Raw genomic sequence first — 19,636 nt, forward strand, 5'->3', positions numbered from 1 at the left:
AACTTATTTCTTAAAAAATAAACCCTATAAATAATTTTTATAGGGTTTATTTCCATCAAATTCCTATTTAAATAAAATTAAAGTTTAAAACTCCTAGCCATTGTTTGCTAAAATCCCCTTATTAAAATCTATTTGTTTCCCCATGAGCTATAAACTAAGACCTTACCAGCAAGAAGCCGTAGAACGCACCGTTTTACACTTTAGAAAGAGTAATGATCCTGCCGTTATTGTACTACCAACCGGCGCAGGTAAGAGCTTGGTTATTGCTGAACTTGCGCGTATAGCTAAACAAAAAATATTAGTGCTTGCTCATGTAAAAGAGCTGGTAGAGCAGAATTCGCAAAAATATAAAAGTTTTGGTTTAGAGGTGAGTATATTTTCAGCAGGCTTAAAAGAAAAATCATTAAACCATCAAGTAACCTTTGCCAGTGTGCAATCACTTTCCCGTAATTTAAATAAATTAAATGAGCATTATTCGTTACTTATCATTGATGAATGCCACAGGGTAAATGGGGATAAAAAAAGTCAGTACGGTAAAGTAATAAACAGTTTAAAAGAGTATAACCCTCACTTAAAAGTATTGGGTTTAACAGCAACACCTTATCGGTTAGGAATGGGGTGGATATATCATCATCATTATCATGGCTTTGTTAAAGGGACAAAAGAAAGCCCGTTTAAAAGTTGTATTTTTGAATTGCCGCTCAGGTATATGATCAAACATAATTATTTAACGCCACCTAACGAAGTTGATGCAGCAATTAGCCATTATGATTTTTCGTCTCTAGATAGCAATGCATTTGGCCAATATACGACTGATGACATGAATGCGCTTTTAAAAAACAGTGAGCGCGCAACGAAAGCTATATTACAACAAGTAATTCAATACAGTGAAGAGCGTGAAGGTGTTATGGTTTTTGCCGCCACGGTAATGCATGCTCAGGAAATATTAAGCTACCTACCAGCTCATCAAAGTGCACTTATAACAGGTGATACGCCAAACACTGAGCGCGATAAAATCATTAAGCAATTTAAAGCTAAGCAATTAAAGTATTTAGTTAATATATCGGTACTAACAACCGGCTTTGATGCGCCACATGTCGACTTTATAGCTATTTTAAGACCTACAGAATCAGTTAGTTTATATCAACAGATTGTGGGGCGAGGTTTAAGGTTATCTGAATCGAAAACGGATTGCTTAGTAATAGATTATGCTGGCAATGGTTTTAATTTATTTCACCCAGAAGTAGGTGATAAAAAAGGCGATAGTGATAATGAACCTGTGCAGGTACTTTGCCCAGGTTGTGGGTTTGCGAATATATTTTGGGGTAAAACAGACTCCACTGGCAAAGTAATAGAGCACTTTGGCAGACGCTGTAAAGGGCTGTTAGAAGATGATAGTGGTCATAAAGAGCAGTGCGATTATCGTTTTAGGTTTAAAGAGTGTGAGCAGTGCGGTGCCCAAAATGATATTGCTGCACGACAATGCCATGATTGCGGCGCGGTAATGGCCGATCCTGATGATAAGTTACGTAATGCATTAAACTTAAAAGACGCACTTGTGCTTCGATGTAGTGGGTTATCGGTAACTCAAATTAAAGATGAACTTATTAAAATAACGTATTTTGATGAAGATGGTGCAAGTTGCGATGAAGTATATAACCTCGCAAATAAAGGCGGGAAATCTATATTTAATAAGCAATTTGGTCAACGTATGGGGCTTGGGCAAACACCTATTAATTTTAAAACTGCAGCGCAAGTAGTAAGCGCACAATTTGAATTAGTACCACCGGATTTTGTTATTGCACGAAAAAGCAAAAAGTATGGTTGGAAAGTGGCTGATAAGCTATTTGACTATAAAGGCAACTTTAGGAAGGCAAATCAGTTAAGCCGCTAAGCTTAACTGACAGGACATTTTAAACGAAAGATAATTAAGCTTCTTCTTCATCGTCCATTAATCCCCAGCCATCGCCGTAGCCATTAAAGCTATTAGCAATGCTTTCAATGTATTGCTCTGCTTGGCCTAGAAGAGTGTGTTCTGGCACCATTTGTACTTGAGTGATTACTTCCCAAACGCCAGTGTCTTTGCATTTTTCAAGCTCCGCATTTTGAACTAATGCATCAGATACTATTTCTTTAGCAAATTTTTCAGCATCGGCTTCTTTTTCAAATAAAATAAAAAAATCGACTTGGTGCATTTTATTTAAATCAATGCCAGCAGCGGCTATTTCGGCTAAAAGTTGGCCGTTTTCATCATCAGGGAATTGCATTAAAAACTCATTTAAAATTAATTTTTTATTCGTAGGCACTATTGTAACTAAAATATTGTCTTAACGCGTACTAATTTTAATTATGCTGATATTTATTCAAAGTTAAATTTACGCGTTAGATTTTTATTAAGTTAATGTGTTGCTCATTATGGCTATGCTAATATGCGGGTAATTAAACATTTTTTGTAAGATATTAAAAGTAAGGATATTTACTTGTTTATTAAGTTTTTACGTTGCATGTGTGTTGTGTGCGCTTTAATTGCGACAAATAGCTATGCGGCAGAAAAAGTCATAGAAGATTACGAAATTGAAGGGTTAAGTGGCGATTTAGAAAATAACGTAGCTCTTTACCTCAAGCAGTTAATTGGCGAGAAGCCAACCCGTACACTTCGCCGTTATGCTCAAAAACAAGTACAAAATAGCATTAAAGCACTTGGTTATTATAGCCCGACCGTCGAGGTTATTTATGATAAAGACGATAGCGAGTTAATTGTTAAAGTTGAACGGGGGCCTGCAACTCGCATAGAAGCAATTAATATAACGCTAAACGGTGATGGTCAAAGCGATACCCAATTACAGGCATTGATTAAAAGCAATCACTTAAAGCAAGGTGATGTTTTAAATCATGGTAAATATGACTCTGCCCATAAAAAAATAGAATCTATGTTGCTAGAGCTTGGTTATTTTGATGCTAAGTGGCCAGCGCGCAAATTAGAAGTGTCGCTTAAAAAAAATAGTGCTGTTATTACTTTCATAATTGATACCGGAATTAGGTATCAGTTTGGCGATATACAAATTGCCAGTAATACGCCTGCTGAAAAATATATACGCTCACTTGCTCCTTTTACTCAAGGTCAACCTTATAAATCAACACATATCGCTGACTATAATTTGGATTTATCAAGCACCCCTTATTTCGCAAGCGTGCGTGTTTATGCTGACATTGCAGCGCGTAAAAACAGCCAAGTACCAATTAAGGTAGATGTATTACCCAAGCCAGCTAATAGCTATGAAATTGGTGGCGGTTTTAGTACTGACCTAGGGCCCAAGGTGCGTTTTAAATGGAGTAAACCGTGGATCACAGAAGACGGCCATTACCTCGAAACTAATTTAAATGTGGCGCAAAAGCAGCAAGATATTTCCATGGCTTATACAATACCGGTTGATGATCCTAATGATGATTTATGGCGATTCTCTGTCGGTTATAAATTAGAAGATGAACTCACAAACGACACTTACAGTGAAATATTAACAGGGCAAGTTCAGCGCCAATGGTTAACCGAAAATAAATGGGTGCGTACTGCATTTTTACGCCGCGACCAAGAAACCTACCGCATCGGTGACGAGCCAGAAGAAAGTACCGAAATGTTAATGCCGGGTATTAGCTACGCCCGCAAAAAATCAAAAGGCGGCACGACTCCATACTGGGGAGAGCAGTGGCTTATATCTGCTGAGTTTGGTTTAGATGATGTGCTTTCGAGTACTAATTTAATTAGGGTGCAAATGCAACATGCATGGCTACGCACTTATTTTGACCGCCACTTGGTGTTTTTAAAAGCGAATGTGGGAGCAATGCTTGTTGATGATATTGAAAACGTACCTTACTCACTGCGTTTTTACGCAGGTGGCGATCAAAGTGTTCGTGGTTTTGCGTACCAATCAATTTCGCCCGAGAACGATGATGGCGAGCTAATAGGTGGTAAGTATTTACTATCGGGCACGATGGAATATAACTACCAGTTTGCTAAAAATTGGCGCGCAGCTTTGTTTGTTGATGGTGGTACTGCGACTAATGATTTTTCTGATGATTTTGAAGTAGGCGCTGGTTTTGGTTTTCGCTATTTAACACCCGTTGGCCCAGTGCGCATAGACCACGCTTGGGGATTAACAAAAGAAAGTAAAAGCACACGTTTAAGTATTACCATAGGGCCAGAAATTTAATGTCAGTATTAAAAAAGATAATAGCCGCCGTAAGTGCTACTTTTGTCACGTTAGTTGTTGCACTATTTTGTTTGTTATTTACCGCACCCGGTAATCAATTTATTGCTTATAGTGCAAACAAAGCGGTAGATGGGCTACATATTGAAATTAAAGATGGCCGCTTTATTTATAATGATGCCTTCAATGTGCGCTTCACTAACAACGGATTGGATTTTAATGCACAACAATTGAAAATTGATTTGTTTTGGTGGCAGTGCGATGGAATTTGTATAGATAACTTAAGTGCTAAATCTATAAATTTAATATTACCAAAAACCGCAGAGTCACAAGAAGAAGCCGCGGCAGAGCCGCTTGAAAAAATTAGCTTACCTTTTAATATTGCTGTAAAAAACATTGCGATAAATAAATTTACTTTAGAGCACCCAAGTGCAAACGTAAGCGTTAATAATTTTAAACTCTCAGCAAAAGCAGAGGGTTCAAAGCTGACGGTTAAAAGCCTGAATATTCCCACCATACTTGTTGCTTTAAAAGAGCAAGAACAAGATGCGAAAACACAAACGGCGCAAAATACTCAAGCGCCTTTAACACAGCTACCTGCATTGCCTAGTATAGAATTTACTTCGCCACTTGATTTAGTTGTTGAAGACTTTGAAATAGCTAAAGTTACGATAGAACAAGACGAAGCGCAGCATGTTATTGAAAACATCTCACTGCAATTAAGTGTAGAAGATGAGGTTATTAATTTAGAGTCATTCTCAGCAAAGTATGAGCAGTGGCACCTTAATACGCATCTTAACGCTGAGCTTGCAGGAGAATTACCTTTAAAAGGGAGTGTGGTTTTACAAAGTGATGAACATCAAGCTAACTTGGAGCTAGATGGCGACTTATCAAACCTAAACCTAAATTTAGAAACGCAGGGGCAATATCCACTTAGTTTAACGGCAACGGCAAATTTAAAGCAAAAAAACTATCCGTTTGAGTTAAATGGCAAAATTAAGCAGTGGCTTATTGATGCACAAAGTAATGAGCTTAAAGTGCGAAATGTAAGTCTTAACGCACAAGGTAATACTGACGACTATCAGCTTAGCTTGCAGGGGAATAGCCAATTAGGCGCGTACCCGGCTGTTGACTTAAATACCCAATTAAAAGGCAGTCTCACCAAAGCAACTTTACAAGCGCTAAGCATTAAAGCGAACGAAAGCAGTGCAACTATAAAAGCCAATGTTGATTGGCAAAAAGGCATACAGGCTAACTTTAATGGCACGCTTGCTAACTTAAAAGCGCAGTGCTTAACTGATGCCGTTACCAGTGATATTTCAGGACAGTTTAAAGGCTCGTTCAATGCAGCTGACGATAAGTGGCAGCTACAAATGAATAATACAAAGTTAAGCGGATTACTTAACGACGTGCCATTAGAATTTGCCTCAAACTTTAAGCTAGACAACACGTTAAAAGCTAATATTGATAGCTTTTATTTAAGTAGCGGCACCAATAAATTAGCACTAAGCGGGCAAGTTGATGACACTTGGCAGGTTGATGGCAAAGTAACACTAAAAAGTGATGAAAAAGCTAATATTCCATTTACTGCCGACGGCAACGCAAATTTAAAAGTGAGAGGCGAGCGATTAACGCCCTCTGTTGATTTAGCGTTAATACTCGATCGCTTTATTTTTGATGAAATAAACATTAACAAATTATCAGTAAAAGGGCAGTTAGATACCGCTGCCGATTGGCAAACCGATGTATCGGTAAGTGTTGGTTCGGCGCTGGTGGCCGACCAACAAATTAATAGTGTTAAAGTTGATGCCAGCGGCGATAAAACAGATCACCAACTTACGGCATCTGTAGATGCCGAGCAAGGCAGTATAGAGCTTGAAGTTAATGGCAAAATTAATAATGCCACCTGGAATGGCGAGCTTAGTAATGTAACGCTTAGCGATAAAAAGCTTAGTTTTAGCAACACTAAAAATATCGCCATTATGTTTAACACTCAAACTAGCGACTTTAATGTAAGCGCGCATTGTTGGGCATCTGAGCAAAGTGAATTATGTATAGACACGCTAGCTCAAACAAAAGAACTCGGTCAGCTAAATGCTAAACTAAGCAAATTAGCGCTTGAGGAGCTTAAGCATTTTTTACCTCGTAGCATTCGTACTCGCGGTAATATAGCTGGCGATGTTGCACTTAATTGGCAAAGCGGTGCGCTTAAAACATTACGCGCAAATATCGATGCTAGCGACTTAGAAGCGGTGCTCACCTCGGAAGAAGATCGTTTTAAATTACTAATCGAAACATTGACGATTAGTGCGTTTTCGGACTCTCAAATTGGCAAGCTTGAAGCTAATTTAGAATCAAGTGTATTAGGCAAAATTAATACACAAATTAATATTGATGACATACAAAATACGCAAGCGCTTAATGGTACCGTTAATATTGAAAAAATACTGCTTTCAGACTTACAACCTTTTCTTGAAACTCTCGAACAGTTAAAAGGTGATATTAGCGGAAAAGTCGCGTTAGCCGGTACGTTAAAAGACCCTTTATTAAATGGCGAGCTTAATGTTAGCGATATTAGTTTAGAGGGCGAGCAATTACCTATAGCGCTGCAAAAATCAAATATAAACGTATTGTTTGATAAAACAACGGCCACAATAAAAGGCAACTTAAACGACAACCAGGGCGGTAAAATAAATCTCACCGGTGACGTTGATTGGCAAGGTGCGCAACCTGCTGTAAATGTGGCGGTAGTTGGCGAGCAGTTTTATGTACGCGCGCAGCAAGGGGTTACTTTTAAAGTATCGCCGGATTTAAAAATAGGCTTGGCTAATAACGCACTCAAGCTTGCTGGTGAGGTAGTTGTGCCTTACGGTCGTATAATGATTGAAGAGCTTCCTGAGGGCGCAGTGCAAGTTAGCGATGATGAAATTATTGTTGATCAAAAAACAGAGGCCACAGAAACAGTTCCATTTGATTACGACATAGATTTAAAAGTGATTGTTAAAAACGATGTAAAAGTAGAATCGTTTGGCTTGGAATCAAAAGTTGCGGGTGATTTAGCGATAAAAATGAGTCAAGGTGCACCAATTATAGCCACAGGTGAGCTTAACTTAATTGAAGGTACTTACTTAGCCTTTGGGCAAGATTTAATAATCAGCACCGGGCAAGTAGGTTTTAGCGGTTCAATTGAACAACCATTTTTAAATATTAAAGCAATACGTAACCCCGATACGACTGCAAATGGTGTCATTGCAGGGGTTACGCTTACGGGTAATGTTGAACAACCAACGCTTAAAATATTTTCTGAGCCTGCGATGGATCAAGCACAAGCACTTGCATATTTACTTAATGGCCAGCCTTTAGGTGATGGAGAAAGTTCGTCAAGCGATGCTATGCTTACACAGTTATTACTCTCTCAAGGTGTTAGCCGCAGCGAAGGGGTTGTTTCTAAGGTAGGTGAAACCTTTGGGTTGTCAGATGTAAGTTTAAGCTCATCAGGTAGTGGTGATAGCACCAAAGTAGAAATATCAGGTTACGTAGCACCCAGTTTGCAAGTTAAATATAGCGTGGGTGTATTTGATTCGCTCAGTGAGGTGGCTGTGCGTTATCAGTTACTTTCACAGTTATACATAGAAATAACGAGCGGCCTATATCAAAATGTTGATGTGCTATATAAGTTTGATTGGGAATAACCAAAACTATAATAATTATAAGGATATAAGCGATGAAAAAAATTATATTGCCGGCTTTGCTTAGTGTTTTATTGAGTGGTTGTGCTCAACAACTAGGTAATGGTGTTGCTAATCAAGAGCTACCTGTATTGAGCGCGAGTGAGGTAATTGCGAGTGCAACAGATAATGATTGGCGAGTCGTGAACGCTCAAAATATTTTAAAGATAACACTGCCAACGGGCGATGCGTATATTGAGCTTAATGAACAACTTGCCCCAAAGCACGTTCAAAATATTAAAAAGTTAGCGCGAGAAGGGTTTTATAAAAATACTAGCGTTTATCGGTTTGTTGAAGGTTTTGTAGCGCAAGGCGGGGACAGCTCGGGTAAAAAGTTAATTAAAACGGCAGATAAAACAGTCCCTGCTGAGTTTTATTTAACAACAAACAAACCACTTTTAATTACTGAGCTAAATGGCGACGGATATGCACCAGTTACTGGCTTTTTAAACGGCTTTGCAGTTGCTCAAAACTCAGCCCATACGCAAACATGGCAAGTGCATTGTAGTGGCGTGTTTGCCATGGCGCGCGATAACTATATAAATAGTGCGAGTACGGAGTTTTTTGTAACGATAGGGCAAGGCCCGCGCTACCTTGATAAAAACATTACGGTGTTTGGTCGAGTGCTAGAAGGTATAGAGCATTTTAACCGTTTAGCGCGTACACCAACTGAAGGTAAAGCATTTAACCCAATTACAAATATACAAGTGCTTGGCGATATACAAAGCGATAAAAGTATATTTAAAGTGATGAAAACAAACTCACCTGTGTTTAAAAACTTAATCAGTGCTCGTAAAAACCGTAACGAACCTTGGTTTGTGCAGTCTTACAATTATGTGGATGTATGCGCGATGCCTATACCGACAAAGCGTATCGATTAGCGCAAACCAATATTAAAAAGGAGCCTAGGCTCCTTTTTCAATACTTATATTCCAGTTTAAAATAACCTACTGACGATTAATTTTAACTGCAAATGGCGTATCGTTATAATGCGTAGAGCGATACGGGTTTATATCAAGCCCGCCGCGACGAGTATAACGCGCGTAAACCTCTAACTCTTTAATATTAAGTTGTGTTGTTAAATCACTATAAATACGCTCAACACACTGCTCATGAAATTCGTTATGTGTTCTGAACGAAATTAAGTAACGCAATAACGACTCACGACATATTTGCTCGCCTGTGTATCGTATAATTACACTTGCCCAGTCAGGCTGGGAGGTAATTAAACAGTTCGATTTAAGTAAGTGGCTATAGAGCGTTTCTGTTACTACGTTATCACTTTTTGCTTTAAGTGAATTAGCATCAATGTCGTAATTATTAATTTCAATATCTAAGTCATCAATACATTCACCTGGCAGCGCCGTACACGGTAAGCAATTGTAATCATCAGGATTGTATAAAGTCACTTTGACAGGGCTGTTAACCGCGTTTGATAAATCATCAATTAAATGCTGTTTTACTACATCAATGCTTTCAAATCGGGTTTGGTTAAAGCTATTTAAATAAAGTTTAAACGACTTTGACTCAATAATATGGCTGCTTTGGCATTCAAAGGTAAATAAAGCTACGGCAACTTGCGGTTTACCTTTATTGTTTAGCCATGAAAGCTCGTAACCTGTCCAAATGTCTTGGCCTTTAAATGGAAGCTCTGCTTCGTCAATATTTAAAGCATCACGATTTAGTTTGCGCGCAATAGGGAAAAGCAAGCTTGGCGTGTACACATCTACATACTCAGTAGATTGGCCTAATACGCTACCTTTAAGGTCTGGAGAATTGCTGTAATCTGTCATGTTTGCTCTTAAATAGTTACAATAGGGACATTATATCTAATTTAATTGAGTTTCACAGTATGTCTGTTGCATTGCTTATAGAACAACTCCATCAAAAATTTAGCGAAAACACCCTTAAAAACACCGCAAAGTACCCACTTATTGCGCACGACGAGCAATGGCCAAGCCCATGTGAAGTTGGTGAGGTTGACGAGCAAGGAAATATTCAATGGCAGGGGGCGCGTCAGCAACCTGCAGGTTCGCTTAATGATTTAGCCAGTGCACTAGAGCTTGAGTTTCCAAAAGAGCTTAGCGAGCTATACGGACATATGTACGGTGGAAGTATTTTAGCAAGTATTGATGGGCATCAGGTTGAATTACTACAAGCATGGAATGAAGAAGACTTTAATTTGCTACAGCAAAATATCACGGGCCACGTGTTAATGAAACGCAAGCTCAAGCAGCCAGAAACAGTGTTTATTGGTTTAACAGAGCAAGATGATTTGCTAGTGAGTGTATTGGTGCACACTGGCGAAGTATGCTTAGAGCACGTAGGCAAAAAAACACACCATGTACTTGCACCTAACATAAATGCTTTTTTAAAGGCGTTAGAGGTTTAAAACGCATTTAAAAATCAGCTTAGCGTTATCACTAAGCTGATTTTAAGCGCTTATTGAAGTGGTTACTGAAAATCCCACGATATATTAGACACCAAGCCACACGGCTCACACCTAAAGTCGAATAACCCAAACCACGATTCAGGTAATTTCCAATCGCCATTACAGCTAGGGCATTTTCGTTCAAGTTCAGACGCTTTATCTACGCCGCCTACACGGTATAAATAATAATAGGTTGGCTTTTTAGTTAAAAAACTAATTCGCTTTGTTATGTCTTTTCCGCGTCTATATAGGTCGCTTTGGGTACTCGATATTTCTTCAAGCGCCGGAAATTCACAACGGGTTGCGCCATTAATTTGAATTTGATCGCAGGCTTGCCAATCTTCTTGCCATTTTATAAGCGTTTTATAGTCACCATTCGCAATTGCCGGAATACGAAATAGCGGCACAGGCAAAAAGTCATCACCACAATAAAGCGGGCTGCACGTATGCACATAGGTTGTGTATAAAATATAACTTGATGGTTCTTTACAGCAATCAGCCCCGTTGGAGTGAATATCTTGTCCGATCACTTTTACTTTTGGCGCAAGTAGTCCAGCACTATGTAACTTTTCGATACTGTGCTTAACAAACGGGCTGTTATTTAGCGGGTGCATTGCATCTTCGGTCGGGCACATTACGCGGGTAATAAAAAATCCATCTTTTAAAACGGTTGGAAATTCTTCCCCCATTATTTGACCATTAAAACGCAGTGCATTTACTAAGCGATTTATTGCTTGTTCGGCTTGTTCTAGGGTGGTGTCTTGGTAGCAATCAAAAGTTAAATCAACAACGAACATTTATAGTCTCAAATTATTTTTGTTCTAGCAGTGCAAGAAGTTTATCGAGTTTTTGCTCAATTCTATCTAATTGACTTGTTTTAAGCTCAGTATTATCTGCCTGCTGTGGGTTTCTCATGAAGTTATTAATTGAATCAGGATTGTTTTTATATTGGCTTACTGCTGCAATAATCATCGGCATTGGAACCGGTTGCGCCAAACGGCTTTTAGTTAGTGCTACAGTAGGGGTTTTGCCTTCATCAAGAAGGGCTTTGATTGCATCAAATACAACTGAATTCATTAGATATATAACTCTTTAATAAAATAAATACGCAGCATATAAATGCTGCGCAGATGCTATGTTAGCAATAAATAAGGGAGGGTACATTAAATAAAATTACTTACTTTGACGAATGCGTACATCTAACTCGTCAATTACTTCGCTCCAATCTCCGTCTTGTGCAAGGGATTCAGCTAAAAAGTGCTGTTGTGCCTCATCCCAAAAAGAAGCTTCTTGGAGTAATGTTGTGTCTTTTAATTCATGTGAGGCAATAAATGCATCTATTTGCTCATCACTATTTGGTAATCCAAGCTGTGCAAAAAGTGTGTTAATGTCGTGTTTTGTCGTATCCATGATATTGCTCCTTTAAATGAATGAAAATTCATACTAGTACTTAACTGTACCTCCTGCTAGTTAAACTCTCGCTGAATTTACGGTTAATAATTTTGGGTATATAGTTAGGTATAAAGTTAAACAGCCTATAGCTAAAATAATAGAGGAAATACAATGAGTGTAACCACACCAGCTGATACGTTCAGCGTACAGTATTTAGCCGCAGAAGATATTAGCACTGCAGCGAGCCTAATTTATCAGGCTTATCATGACGATCCTGTATTACAAAACATGCTTAGCTACAATGACGAAAATAAATCAGTATATGAAAAAAAATTACGATCATTAATTCGCGAAGAGCTCAGTAGTTTTTGGCAAGAAAAACAGCCACTAATTGGTTTATACCGCAACGATAAATTAAAAGCAGTAGCGTGTGTATTTGAATCCAATAGCCAATTACAAGCGCAGCGTTATTGGCACTGGCGTTTAAAATTAATGCTGAGTGCTGGCTACTTACAAACAAATCAATTAATAGATAAAGAACAAACAATTAGAGATGCCCTTAAACAAAAGGGCAATTATTACTTTTTAGCTTTTATTGCCGTAGATCCGCATTTTCATGGGCAAGGCTTTGGTCGTTACTTGCTACGCGGGCTTGATGACTTAGTTAAATGTAACGCTGAGTCAACAGGGATGGCTGTATTTGTAACCCGTAAGGAGCACATTGAATTTTTTAAAACTGAAAATTTTGAAGCATTTAAACAGCTTACTTTTAACCAAGTAGAGGGCGAGTTACTGTTTAAATCAATACTTGAGCCAACTATTTAAAACTTTTATGTAAGCCAATGCGCCCAAACGGACATAAGACCGTGAGATATATCTTACATCATCGTGAGCATTGTCACTTAAAGGCTACTAATAAGTAGTCTTTTTTGTTCTAAGTTGTTGTTCTTAAGTGTTTATTTTATCTTTTCATTTTTGTGACGTTTATTTATTTAGTGTTAAGTCCTATTTCTCCCCCCTGATTGCTTTAAACTTCTCTTTGTCAAGACGACATAGCTCAATGATTGAGTTACTGCCAAGGATACGGAATAGGCAACATAGCAGGCGCCAGCAGGAGGCATAAAGGACAAGCTAAAACGGATACAAGGAAGAATAAGGAAGTGCATGAAGCACTTAGTAACTAGGAGTTACTTTAGGATAATCACGGATGACGCTACAGGAAGTAGCAGGAGCGTTAGTTTACGCAGGACGGCCAAGATGGCAAGTGGACATTGCAGGATGCAAAAGTGGCAGGAGCTACTTTAAAGGATTAACAGGGATGATGCTACGGGACGTAGCCAAACGATAGATTTCGTGGGTTTGCCAAGGTGGCTATGGATATTGCAAGATGCAATGTGAGGGTAAACAAGGTTGTTTACTCGTTCAGGGGATGATAATACGGATTTAAGATAATGGATATCTAGCAGGATGCAGTCCAATTGGGGCGTAACTTTAGTTACGCCTTAGTTTTTTGTGTTGAATTAAATTTATTAATTTAAGACACACACTCTCTTAAAGTATATTAAGTCTTATATTTTATGCGGTGGGACAACCACACTTTTCAAAAACTCATTTTCCATAATTAACACACCTTGATAAGCATTTTCACCATCGCTTGAAAACTCAAATATAAATTCACTTTTGATGCCTGGCTTGCCGTTCTTTAAAAAACCAAAGCGGCGTTTTGTGCATGCAACACTCATCAACTGCACCTGCAATTGCTCACTTTGACGTTTAGCATGAACGTTCGCCGCTTCAGCAACCTTTCGGTTAAGCCAAAATAAGTAAATTACACTACCAATAAGTATGAACGTCCATAAACTTGCCATTTAAGAGAATAACCTTCCAATTGCACGCGCGAGGGTTTCGCTACGATTTTCTTTACGTAATAAGCCTAATAAATGCGGGCGAATAGTCGGTATTGCAACTAAGTCGGCAAAAATACTTGGAAACAACTCATCAATTTTTTGATGGTGCGCGCAATTATCCATAAATACATGTAAGCGTTCAGGGTTTTCTAATTGCTTAAAGCAACGCCCAGCTATTGTTAATAACACGTCAGAGTCGTGCCTCACTGGTGAGCTTAGTACAGTATCGACTAATTGAGCGCATAACCCTTGAGCTTGACCTTTTGAAACTGATCTTAGTGCTGCGGTTATAGCCACTGTATCGTTGTTGCTAATTGCACCCTGCGTGTAATCAACAAGTAACTCACTCATTGATGTTGGTATTTCAACGTGTTCAAGCATGGCACTGAGTGGTTGTAGCACTTCAATAGGTAAATGCGCCCATGCTTTTTGCAGGTTACTTAAGTTTGTATCGCTCTCTAAGCGTAGTGCAAAATCGGCAATACCCTGCAGTGCAACACTTTGCCAATTATCAAAACCAATTTTACCGCTAAAGTATAGCTGTGCGTGCTCGTAATACTGCGACGCAGGTTGTTTTAATAGTACTTTTACTTGGGCATTAAATGCTGCTAATTTATTTGCGTTTGGTGTAAAAACATAAGGATTATTATCAAGCTTTCCATCGGCTTGCTTACCTGTAATTTCAGTGCCTAGCGCTTGAATAACCATATCAGCAAAGTGATCGCGACTAGCACTTACCAGCATGCTTTGCTCATCAAGTGGAAACTTTAAAAACCATACATACGGTTCTTTACTGGCTTTAGTATCCCAAAATTGGATAGCGAGCCATGCATGACCAGCAAGTGGATAAGGGTAAGGCACTTGAGCTTGTTCAATAGCTAAAAATTGTTTTTTATCAAGCTTAGTAATGTGCCTGCCAATATCAAAAGCACGCCACTGAGTACCCGCACCATCTAAAAGCTGACCTAATGTAGCTATTTGATCACTCATTGTTTTCTCAACTGTTTTTACTGCAAAATTACATTAATTATACGCCATAGCCGCCTATGAGGGAACAGGGTATAATTGCATTACATATATAAAAGAGGGTGGTTATGTACCAGCAAACCCAAACTTATTTAGTGCAGCTAACGGCACTTTTACAAAAACACGCGCTTTGGCAAAGTGAGCCAATAGACGCTGATGCACTGCTTTCAAATACTCCTTTTTGTCACGATACAATGGCATTTGAGCAGTGGCTACAGTTTGTATTTATTGAAAAAATACAGCAATTAATAACACATAGGCAACCACTGCCGCGTAACTTTGCTATTGCCCCTATGGCGCAAATGACACTTATTAATAAAGCCGGAAGCGATGAAATTATTGAATTACTAACAGCCCTTGATACCTTTTTAGGAGAACCAAATGAGTGAGCGTCCGGTGCCTATTGAATATGGCGAGCTGACTATTTTGTATCAAGATGAAAACTATGTGGCTATAAATAAGCCTTCAGGCTTATTAGTGCATCGCTCGTTTTTAGATAAACACGAAACCCAGTTTGCTATGCAAATGTTGCGCGATCAGCTAGGGCAACATGTATTTCCAGTACATAGGCTCGATAGACCTACGTCGGGCGTATTACTGTTTGCATTGAGCTCAGAAGCAGCTCGTGATATGAACCAGCTATTTATTGAAGGTACTATTGCTAAGCGCTATTTGGCCTTAGTACGCGGCTTTGCACCAGAGTCAGTATTTCTAGATAAACCGCTTAAAGAAGAACTTGATAAAATAGCAGATAAGTTTGCAGATCAAGACAAAGCACCGCAAGAAGCGCAAACTCAGTTTAATTGCTTGCACCAAGTTGCATTGCCTATTCCTATAGGTAAGTACCCAACAGTGCGTTACTCGTTGGTTGAGTGTTTTCCAAAAACAGGGCGCAAGCATCAAATTCGCAGACACTTAAAACACTTATCACTGCCTATCATTGGTGATGTAAATCACGGTGATAACCAGCATAATCAATTTTTTAGGGATCATTTTGAGCTAAGACGCTTAATGTTATTTGCAACAGAGCTTAGTTTTGTGCACCCTTATAGTAATGAATCAATAACAATTAAAGCGCCACTAGGTGAAGACATGCTTGAAATATGTAAGCAGCTAGGTTGGCCAGAGCAAGAAAAGGATTATTAATGGCACATATTAGTATTTTTGTAGGCAGCGTTAGTGGGGGTGCAGAGCGTTTAAGCGATGAAGTTGCAACCACAATAGAGCAAGCGGGTCATACTGCTACAGTAATTACTGAAGCATCACTTGATGATATAAAAAATGCATCGCATATTTTAATTGTTACCTCCACAACAGGCCAAGGTGATGTACCGAGTAATTTGGCCGGATTGTACTATGCAATGAATAGCACTTTCCCAATGCTTACCGATAAACCGTTTGGTGTAATTGCAATGGGTGACAGATGTTACGGCGATACATTTTGTGGCGCAGGGCGTAGCTTTGACGAGTTACTACGCGATTTACAAGCAAAGCCTGTGGGCAACCGCCTAGAAATAGATGCATGTGAAGATTTTGAACCATGGCCAGTAACCGAGCCTTGGTTGAAAGTATGGCTAGAAAAACTACCTGCTTAATTTCTATTACCCTGTCTGAGTATAGGGGAAATAATTGAATAAAAACGTCTGAAATAATTTATTAGGCGTTTTTATTTTAAGAGCCAGTCTTCTTTTTGCATATAAAACCACTGACTCCAAACAATTTTTCACTCCATCTCTATTTTTATTTAAAACACATTTATGTGAAGTGGCATATTATCGAGTTTTCAAATGACGCTTAATCAGTTCTATCTTTAAGCTTACAAAATCTTCGATAATACAATTTCCATACTTTGTTTTACGTGTCAATCAGATATAGCGTCAGTGTAGTATTAGCCAATGATGCATATTTATTAAATGCTTTTGGTATCAAGCTTTTGCTCAACGACCTCTATACATTTATCCATGCCCAAATTTAGTTGACCACCCTAAGACAATTAGGGACATTAAAATGAAAGTGAATATTTAATTTAACAGGGGGTTACTTGATTAGTCGATTTAATGAAGCTGTAATACAGCGGCAATATCTTGCGATACTACCGCCAGTTATCATTATTGAGATAGTATTAAGTGAATACTTTACTTATTAACCTTACCCTTAAGAACATAAATTTCACCATCGAAACTGCCTTGAATCGTCAGTCCCTGGCTCGCCAACTCTTGCAAATATTCGATATGATCTTCAGTGATATGCTGGCCCGGTACTAAAAGTGGGATACCTGGTGGATATGGAGTAACTAAACCGGCGCAGATGCGGTTGTTGCTTTTACTGATAGGCACAGATTCGCGGTCGCCATAAAAGGCATCACTTGGAATACACGCCAAGTCTATGGCTGGTAAATTTTCAGGTAAGCGGGCTCTACGTGTCGATTTCGACAGTTTTACCTTACCGCTGTCTAGCTTTTTCAACGCATTGTACAAACGAATGATCTTTGAACGCGTGCCACCAAGCGTCAGTAAAACCAAAATGGTGCTGTGTGTGTATTTTTCTATCTCTAGGCCAATCTCATCCAATAGATATTTATGAATATCTTTTAATGAGTAAGGTAGCTCACTAATATCAATAAGGATCTTTAATGGATCGTGACCCATGTTATCACCACTAAAGTGCGGGAATATTTCCATAAAGTCTTGCTTAGCTAACACTTTAATTTGCTTAAGCGAGGCCATCTGTTGTTTAAACTCTTCAACATGATTGAGCAGCGCATTGAGCAGCTTATAGCCTTCCATCTCTAATTGCTTTTGGCACACGTCAAGCGATGCAATAAGCTGATATTTGGGGGATGTACTCGCGTAGATACTGTAAATATCTCGAAAAAAATCGGCATCAAAATCGGGATCGTTAATATGAATATAAGACGCTTGAGAAAATGCCGATACCACTTTATGCGCAGAATGGGTAATGTAGTCAGCCCCTGCATGTATTGCAGAATAATGACGAAAGCTAGGATGAAACAAAGAGTATGCAAACCAGGCTTCATCTATAAATACCTTAATACCATATTGATGAGCATAATCGACGACTTGTTTCAGGTCGCTAAGTAGGCCATCGTAAGTACAACCGGTAAGCACTAGTAATTTGGCATCAGTATTGTTTTCAATTGCTAACTTGATGTCGGCCAACGACGGTGGCGCGAAAATGCCATATTTTGGATTTAAGATACTCGCCAAATAAATGGGGTAACTGGCTGATTGCAAGATGCCATAGTGTACTGATTTATGGCAATTACGGTCGACAATTACTTTATCGCCCTTGCGCAGCAGTGTCTGCAAAATGATTTTATTTGAAGTAGATGAACCATTTGTAACAAAGTAGGTGTGCTTAACTTCAAATGTCGCCGCTGCTGATTCTTGTGCGCGACCAATGGTATTGGTGCTGTCTGATAATGAGCCTAGCGAGTCTACCGAAACCGACAGGTCACCAACAAATACATTGCGGCCGTAAAACTGATAAAAATCTTTGATGTAAGGTGAGTTTCTAAAGCTAGAACCCCCGCTATGACCCGGTGTATGCCAAGAGTCGTTTGCTTCACCGACGTAACGACGATACGCCGTCCAAAATGGTGTTTCCGAACGGTCGTCAAAATCGTTGATCATATAACCTAAAATTGCTTCAGGGTCAGAAATTACTTCATCTTTAAAAAAGAATGATTCGATTTCTTCTGACTCGTTAACGATTTCCAGCCCTTTAGTGTCGTCGCCAATAACATAAACCGGTAACTCAAGACGAATTGCCTTTAAATCCTCGATAAAGCGGCTATACATTCGCTCACCGACTTTGTTTTGCATATCCCAGCTTAGAACCACAGCTTGAATATCACCATCTTCCTCTACATGTCCCAACGCGCGTTTAAGCTCAAGGCATTCAATAATATCGATATGAATATCGTCTCGCTCAAAGTTAGGAATAGTCTTTGACAGATTAGTTGAAAGCCCTTGTAAAGTGGTTGAGTCTTGTTCAATTATCAAGATACGAAGTAGAGGTAGCATAGAGGGTTTCGCAATATAATTTTATAATGCTCAACAGCATAACTAAAGGAGTGGGACTTGTGAAATTAATACTTTGAAAATTTTCACCTGTCAGTCTTACACGTTCTAGTGAGTTGGGGAAAAAGATGAAAGTCGAGAAATATTTTGGTGTTGTATTTGTAGGCGCGGCTTTGTGCCGCGTTTTTGGGTTTTGCGCGAGATAAACTCGCGACTACTTGCGCCGCTTTTGGGGCTAATCAGTTTTATCTTTAAACTCACACAAGTCTTCAATAATACAGCTGCCACATTTAGGTTTACGCGCTACACAGGTATAGCGCCCGTGTAGTATTAGCCAATGGTGAACGTCTACTTTAAATTCTTTTGGTACTACTTTTTCAAGTTTTTGTTCTACAGCGACAACATCTTTACCCATAGCAAGCTTTGTACGATTAGATACACGAAATATATGTGTATCTACGGCTATTACAGGCCAGCCAAAGGCTGTGTTGAGTACAACATTAGCGGTTTTACGGCCAACGCCAGGTAGGGCTTCTAGGGCTTCACGATTTTCTGGCACGATGCTGTTGTGTTCATCCACCAAAATTTGGCACATTTTGTACACGTTGGCAGCTTTAGAATTAAATAAGCCAATGGTTTTTATATAATCACGCAGTGTGTCGTGACCTAAGTCTAAAATGGCTTGTGGTGTATTAGCAACAGGGAACAACTTTCGAGTGGCTTTATTAACGCCTACATCGGTTGCTTGTGCTGAAAGAGTTACTGCTACGAGTAACTCAAATGGGCTTGAATATTCAAGCTCTGTAACTGGATGTGGATTATCGTCGCGCAGGCGCGACAGTATTTGGTGACGTTTTTCTTTATTCATGCAACTTAAAACGTATTAGTGCTAATTGTTGCTCTA

Annotated in this window: 18 protein-coding genes; 9 read left to right on the top strand and 9 right to left on the bottom strand. The window is 39.1% G+C overall.

Features of this window, described 5'->3' with window-relative positions; translation table 11 throughout:
• Nucleotides 1-142: 142 nt before the first annotated feature.
• On the top strand, nt 143-1,894 hold the full coding sequence (locus tag EU510_RS01165) for a DEAD/DEAH box helicase (RefSeq protein ID WP_149591901.1): 1,752 nt from the start codon (nt 143-145) through the stop codon (nt 1,892-1,894).
• A 34-nt stretch (nt 1,895-1,928) separates the two neighbouring features.
• Here EU510_RS01165 and EU510_RS01170 read toward each other — a convergent pair whose 3' ends face one another.
• Complete coding sequence (locus EU510_RS01170; RefSeq protein ID WP_149591902.1) at nt 1,929-2,267, bottom strand: ribonuclease E inhibitor RraB; 339 nt, start codon at nt 2,265-2,267, stop codon at nt 1,929-1,931.
• Nucleotides 2,268-2,480: 213 nt separating this feature from the next.
• On the opposite strand from EU510_RS01170, the gene EU510_RS01175 reads away from it, so the two are divergent.
• From EU510_RS01175 to EU510_RS01185, 3 genes are read left to right on the top strand one after another with little or no spacing between them, the layout of a single operon-like run.
• The gene (locus EU510_RS01175) at nt 2,481-4,208 is read left to right on the top strand and encodes an autotransporter assembly complex protein TamA (RefSeq protein WP_149591903.1); all 1,728 of its coding nucleotides are present in this window, start codon (nt 2,481-2,483) and stop codon (nt 4,206-4,208) included.
• The gene (locus EU510_RS01180) at nt 4,208-7,897 is read left to right on the top strand and encodes a translocation/assembly module TamB domain-containing protein (RefSeq protein WP_149591904.1); all 3,690 of its coding nucleotides are present in this window, start codon (nt 4,208-4,210) and stop codon (nt 7,895-7,897) included. Before EU510_RS01175 ends, EU510_RS01180 begins: the two co-directional genes overlap by 1 nt.
• A gap of 32 nt (nt 7,898-7,929) precedes the next feature.
• Nucleotides 7,930-8,814, top strand: coding sequence for a peptidylprolyl isomerase (locus EU510_RS01185; RefSeq protein WP_149591905.1), 885 nt, complete (start codon nt 7,930-7,932; stop codon nt 8,812-8,814).
• A 66-nt stretch (nt 8,815-8,880) separates the two neighbouring features.
• On the opposite strand, the gene queF is transcribed toward EU510_RS01185, so the two are convergent.
• A complete protein-coding gene (gene queF / locus EU510_RS01190) occupies nt 8,881-9,726 on the bottom strand; it encodes an NADPH-dependent 7-cyano-7-deazaguanine reductase QueF (RefSeq protein ID WP_024590784.1) in 846 nt (281 codons plus the stop codon).
• Between the two features lie 59 nt (nt 9,727-9,785).
• Here queF and syd point away from each other — a divergent pair, with 59 nt between their 5' ends.
• Nucleotides 9,786-10,325 (top strand): SecY-interacting protein, encoded by a 540-nt coding sequence (syd, locus tag EU510_RS01195; protein ID WP_149591906.1) that lies wholly within the window; start codon nt 9,786-9,788, stop codon nt 10,323-10,325.
• A gap of 62 nt (nt 10,326-10,387) precedes the next feature.
• Here syd and EU510_RS01200 read toward each other — a convergent pair whose 3' ends face one another.
• The 3 genes from EU510_RS01200 to EU510_RS01210 form a co-directional block, all read right to left on the bottom strand.
• Nucleotides 10,388-11,161 (bottom strand): Zn-ribbon-containing protein, encoded by a 774-nt coding sequence (locus EU510_RS01200; RefSeq protein ID WP_149591907.1) that lies wholly within the window; start codon nt 11,159-11,161, stop codon nt 10,388-10,390.
• A gap of 13 nt (nt 11,162-11,174) precedes the next feature.
• Nucleotides 11,175-11,441, bottom strand: coding sequence for a hypothetical protein (locus EU510_RS01205; RefSeq protein ID WP_149591908.1), 267 nt, complete (start codon nt 11,439-11,441; stop codon nt 11,175-11,177).
• A 96-nt stretch (nt 11,442-11,537) separates the two neighbouring features.
• Nucleotides 11,538-11,774, bottom strand: coding sequence for a DUF2789 domain-containing protein (locus tag EU510_RS01210; protein WP_149591909.1), 237 nt, complete (start codon nt 11,772-11,774; stop codon nt 11,538-11,540).
• Nucleotides 11,775-11,927: 153 nt separating this feature from the next.
• Between EU510_RS01210 and EU510_RS01215 the strand changes: the two genes are divergently transcribed.
• The gene (locus EU510_RS01215) at nt 11,928-12,581 is read left to right on the top strand and encodes a GNAT family N-acetyltransferase (protein WP_149591910.1); all 654 of its coding nucleotides are present in this window, start codon (nt 11,928-11,930) and stop codon (nt 12,579-12,581) included.
• Nucleotides 12,582-13,324: 743 nt separating this feature from the next.
• Here the strand turns inward: EU510_RS01215 and EU510_RS01220 are convergent.
• Together EU510_RS01220 and EU510_RS01225 are read right to left on the bottom strand one after the other, a co-directional pair.
• The gene (locus tag EU510_RS01220; RefSeq protein WP_002963032.1) at nt 13,325-13,624 is read right to left on the bottom strand and encodes a DUF3301 domain-containing protein; all 300 of its coding nucleotides are present in this window, start codon (nt 13,622-13,624) and stop codon (nt 13,325-13,327) included.
• The gene (locus tag EU510_RS01225; protein ID WP_149591911.1) at nt 13,625-14,653 is read right to left on the bottom strand and encodes a DUF3549 family protein; all 1,029 of its coding nucleotides are present in this window, start codon (nt 14,651-14,653) and stop codon (nt 13,625-13,627) included.
• Nucleotides 14,654-14,757: 104 nt separating this feature from the next.
• Between EU510_RS01225 and EU510_RS01230 the strand changes: the two genes are divergently transcribed.
• The 3 genes from EU510_RS01230 to EU510_RS01240 are packed head-to-tail and all read left to right on the top strand — an operon-like array spanning nt 14,758 to nt 16,284.
• Nucleotides 14,758-15,078, top strand: coding sequence for a YqcC family protein (locus tag EU510_RS01230; RefSeq protein ID WP_149591912.1), 321 nt, complete (start codon nt 14,758-14,760; stop codon nt 15,076-15,078).
• Nucleotides 15,071-15,835, top strand: coding sequence for a tRNA pseudouridine(65) synthase TruC (truC, locus tag EU510_RS01235; protein ID WP_149591913.1), 765 nt, complete (start codon nt 15,071-15,073; stop codon nt 15,833-15,835). The genes EU510_RS01230 and truC overlap by 8 nt, the downstream gene beginning before the upstream one ends.
• Nucleotides 15,835-16,284 (top strand): flavodoxin, encoded by a 450-nt coding sequence (locus EU510_RS01240; RefSeq protein WP_149591914.1) that lies wholly within the window; start codon nt 15,835-15,837, stop codon nt 16,282-16,284. Before truC ends, EU510_RS01240 begins: the two co-directional genes overlap by 1 nt.
• A 540-nt stretch (nt 16,285-16,824) precedes the next feature.
• Here EU510_RS01240 and EU510_RS01245 read toward each other — a convergent pair.
• Nucleotides 16,825-18,735, bottom strand: a complete 1,911-nt coding sequence (locus tag EU510_RS01245) for an aminotransferase class I/II-fold pyridoxal phosphate-dependent enzyme (RefSeq protein ID WP_149591915.1) — start codon at nt 18,733-18,735, stop codon at nt 16,825-16,827.
• Nucleotides 18,736-18,967: 232 nt separating this feature from the next.
• Nucleotides 18,968-19,600: an endonuclease III gene (gene nth, locus EU510_RS01250; protein WP_149591916.1), complete on the bottom strand. Its 633-nt coding sequence runs from the start codon at nt 19,598-19,600 to the stop codon at nt 18,968-18,970.
• Between the last annotated feature and the right edge of the window lie 36 nt (nt 19,601-19,636).

This window comes from Pseudoalteromonas sp. FUC4, from assembly GCF_008370255.1.
Lineage (GTDB): Bacteria > Pseudomonadota > Gammaproteobacteria > Enterobacterales > Alteromonadaceae > Pseudoalteromonas.

Coding starts and splice junctions, on each gene's coding strand:
- EU510_RS01165 (WP_149591901.1), top strand. CDS start 143: ATGAGCTATAAACTAAGACCTTACCAGCAAGAAGCCGTAGAACGCACC.
- EU510_RS01170 (WP_149591902.1), bottom strand. CDS start 2,267: ATGCAATTCCCTGATGATGAAAACGGCCAACTTTTAGCCGAAATAGCC.
- EU510_RS01180 (WP_149591904.1), top strand. CDS start 4,208: ATGTCAGTATTAAAAAAGATAATAGCCGCCGTAAGTGCTACTTTTGTC.
- EU510_RS01185 (WP_149591905.1), top strand. CDS start 7,930: ATGAAAAAAATTATATTGCCGGCTTTGCTTAGTGTTTTATTGAGTGGT.
- queF (WP_024590784.1), bottom strand. CDS start 9,726: ATGACAGATTACAGCAATTCTCCAGACCTTAAAGGTAGCGTATTAGGC.
- syd (WP_149591906.1), top strand. CDS start 9,786: ATGTCTGTTGCATTGCTTATAGAACAACTCCATCAAAAATTTAGCGAA.
- EU510_RS01200 (WP_149591907.1), bottom strand. CDS start 11,161: ATGTTCGTTGTTGATTTAACTTTTGATTGCTACCAAGACACCACCCTA.
- EU510_RS01205 (WP_149591908.1), bottom strand. CDS start 11,441: ATGAATTCAGTTGTATTTGATGCAATCAAAGCCCTTCTTGATGAAGGC.
- EU510_RS01210 (WP_149591909.1), bottom strand. CDS start 11,774: ATGGATACGACAAAACACGACATTAACACACTTTTTGCACAGCTTGGA.
- EU510_RS01215 (WP_149591910.1), top strand. CDS start 11,928: ATGAGTGTAACCACACCAGCTGATACGTTCAGCGTACAGTATTTAGCC.
- EU510_RS01220 (WP_002963032.1), bottom strand. CDS start 13,624: ATGGCAAGTTTATGGACGTTCATACTTATTGGTAGTGTAATTTACTTA.
- EU510_RS01225 (WP_149591911.1), bottom strand. CDS start 14,653: ATGAGTGATCAAATAGCTACATTAGGTCAGCTTTTAGATGGTGCGGGT.
- EU510_RS01230 (WP_149591912.1), top strand. CDS start 14,758: ATGTACCAGCAAACCCAAACTTATTTAGTGCAGCTAACGGCACTTTTA.
- truC (WP_149591913.1), top strand. CDS start 15,071: ATGAGTGAGCGTCCGGTGCCTATTGAATATGGCGAGCTGACTATTTTG.
- EU510_RS01240 (WP_149591914.1), top strand. CDS start 15,835: ATGGCACATATTAGTATTTTTGTAGGCAGCGTTAGTGGGGGTGCAGAG.
- EU510_RS01245 (WP_149591915.1), bottom strand. CDS start 18,735: ATGCTACCTCTACTTCGTATCTTGATAATTGAACAAGACTCAACCACT.
- nth (WP_149591916.1), bottom strand. CDS start 19,600: ATGAATAAAGAAAAACGTCACCAAATACTGTCGCGCCTGCGCGACGAT.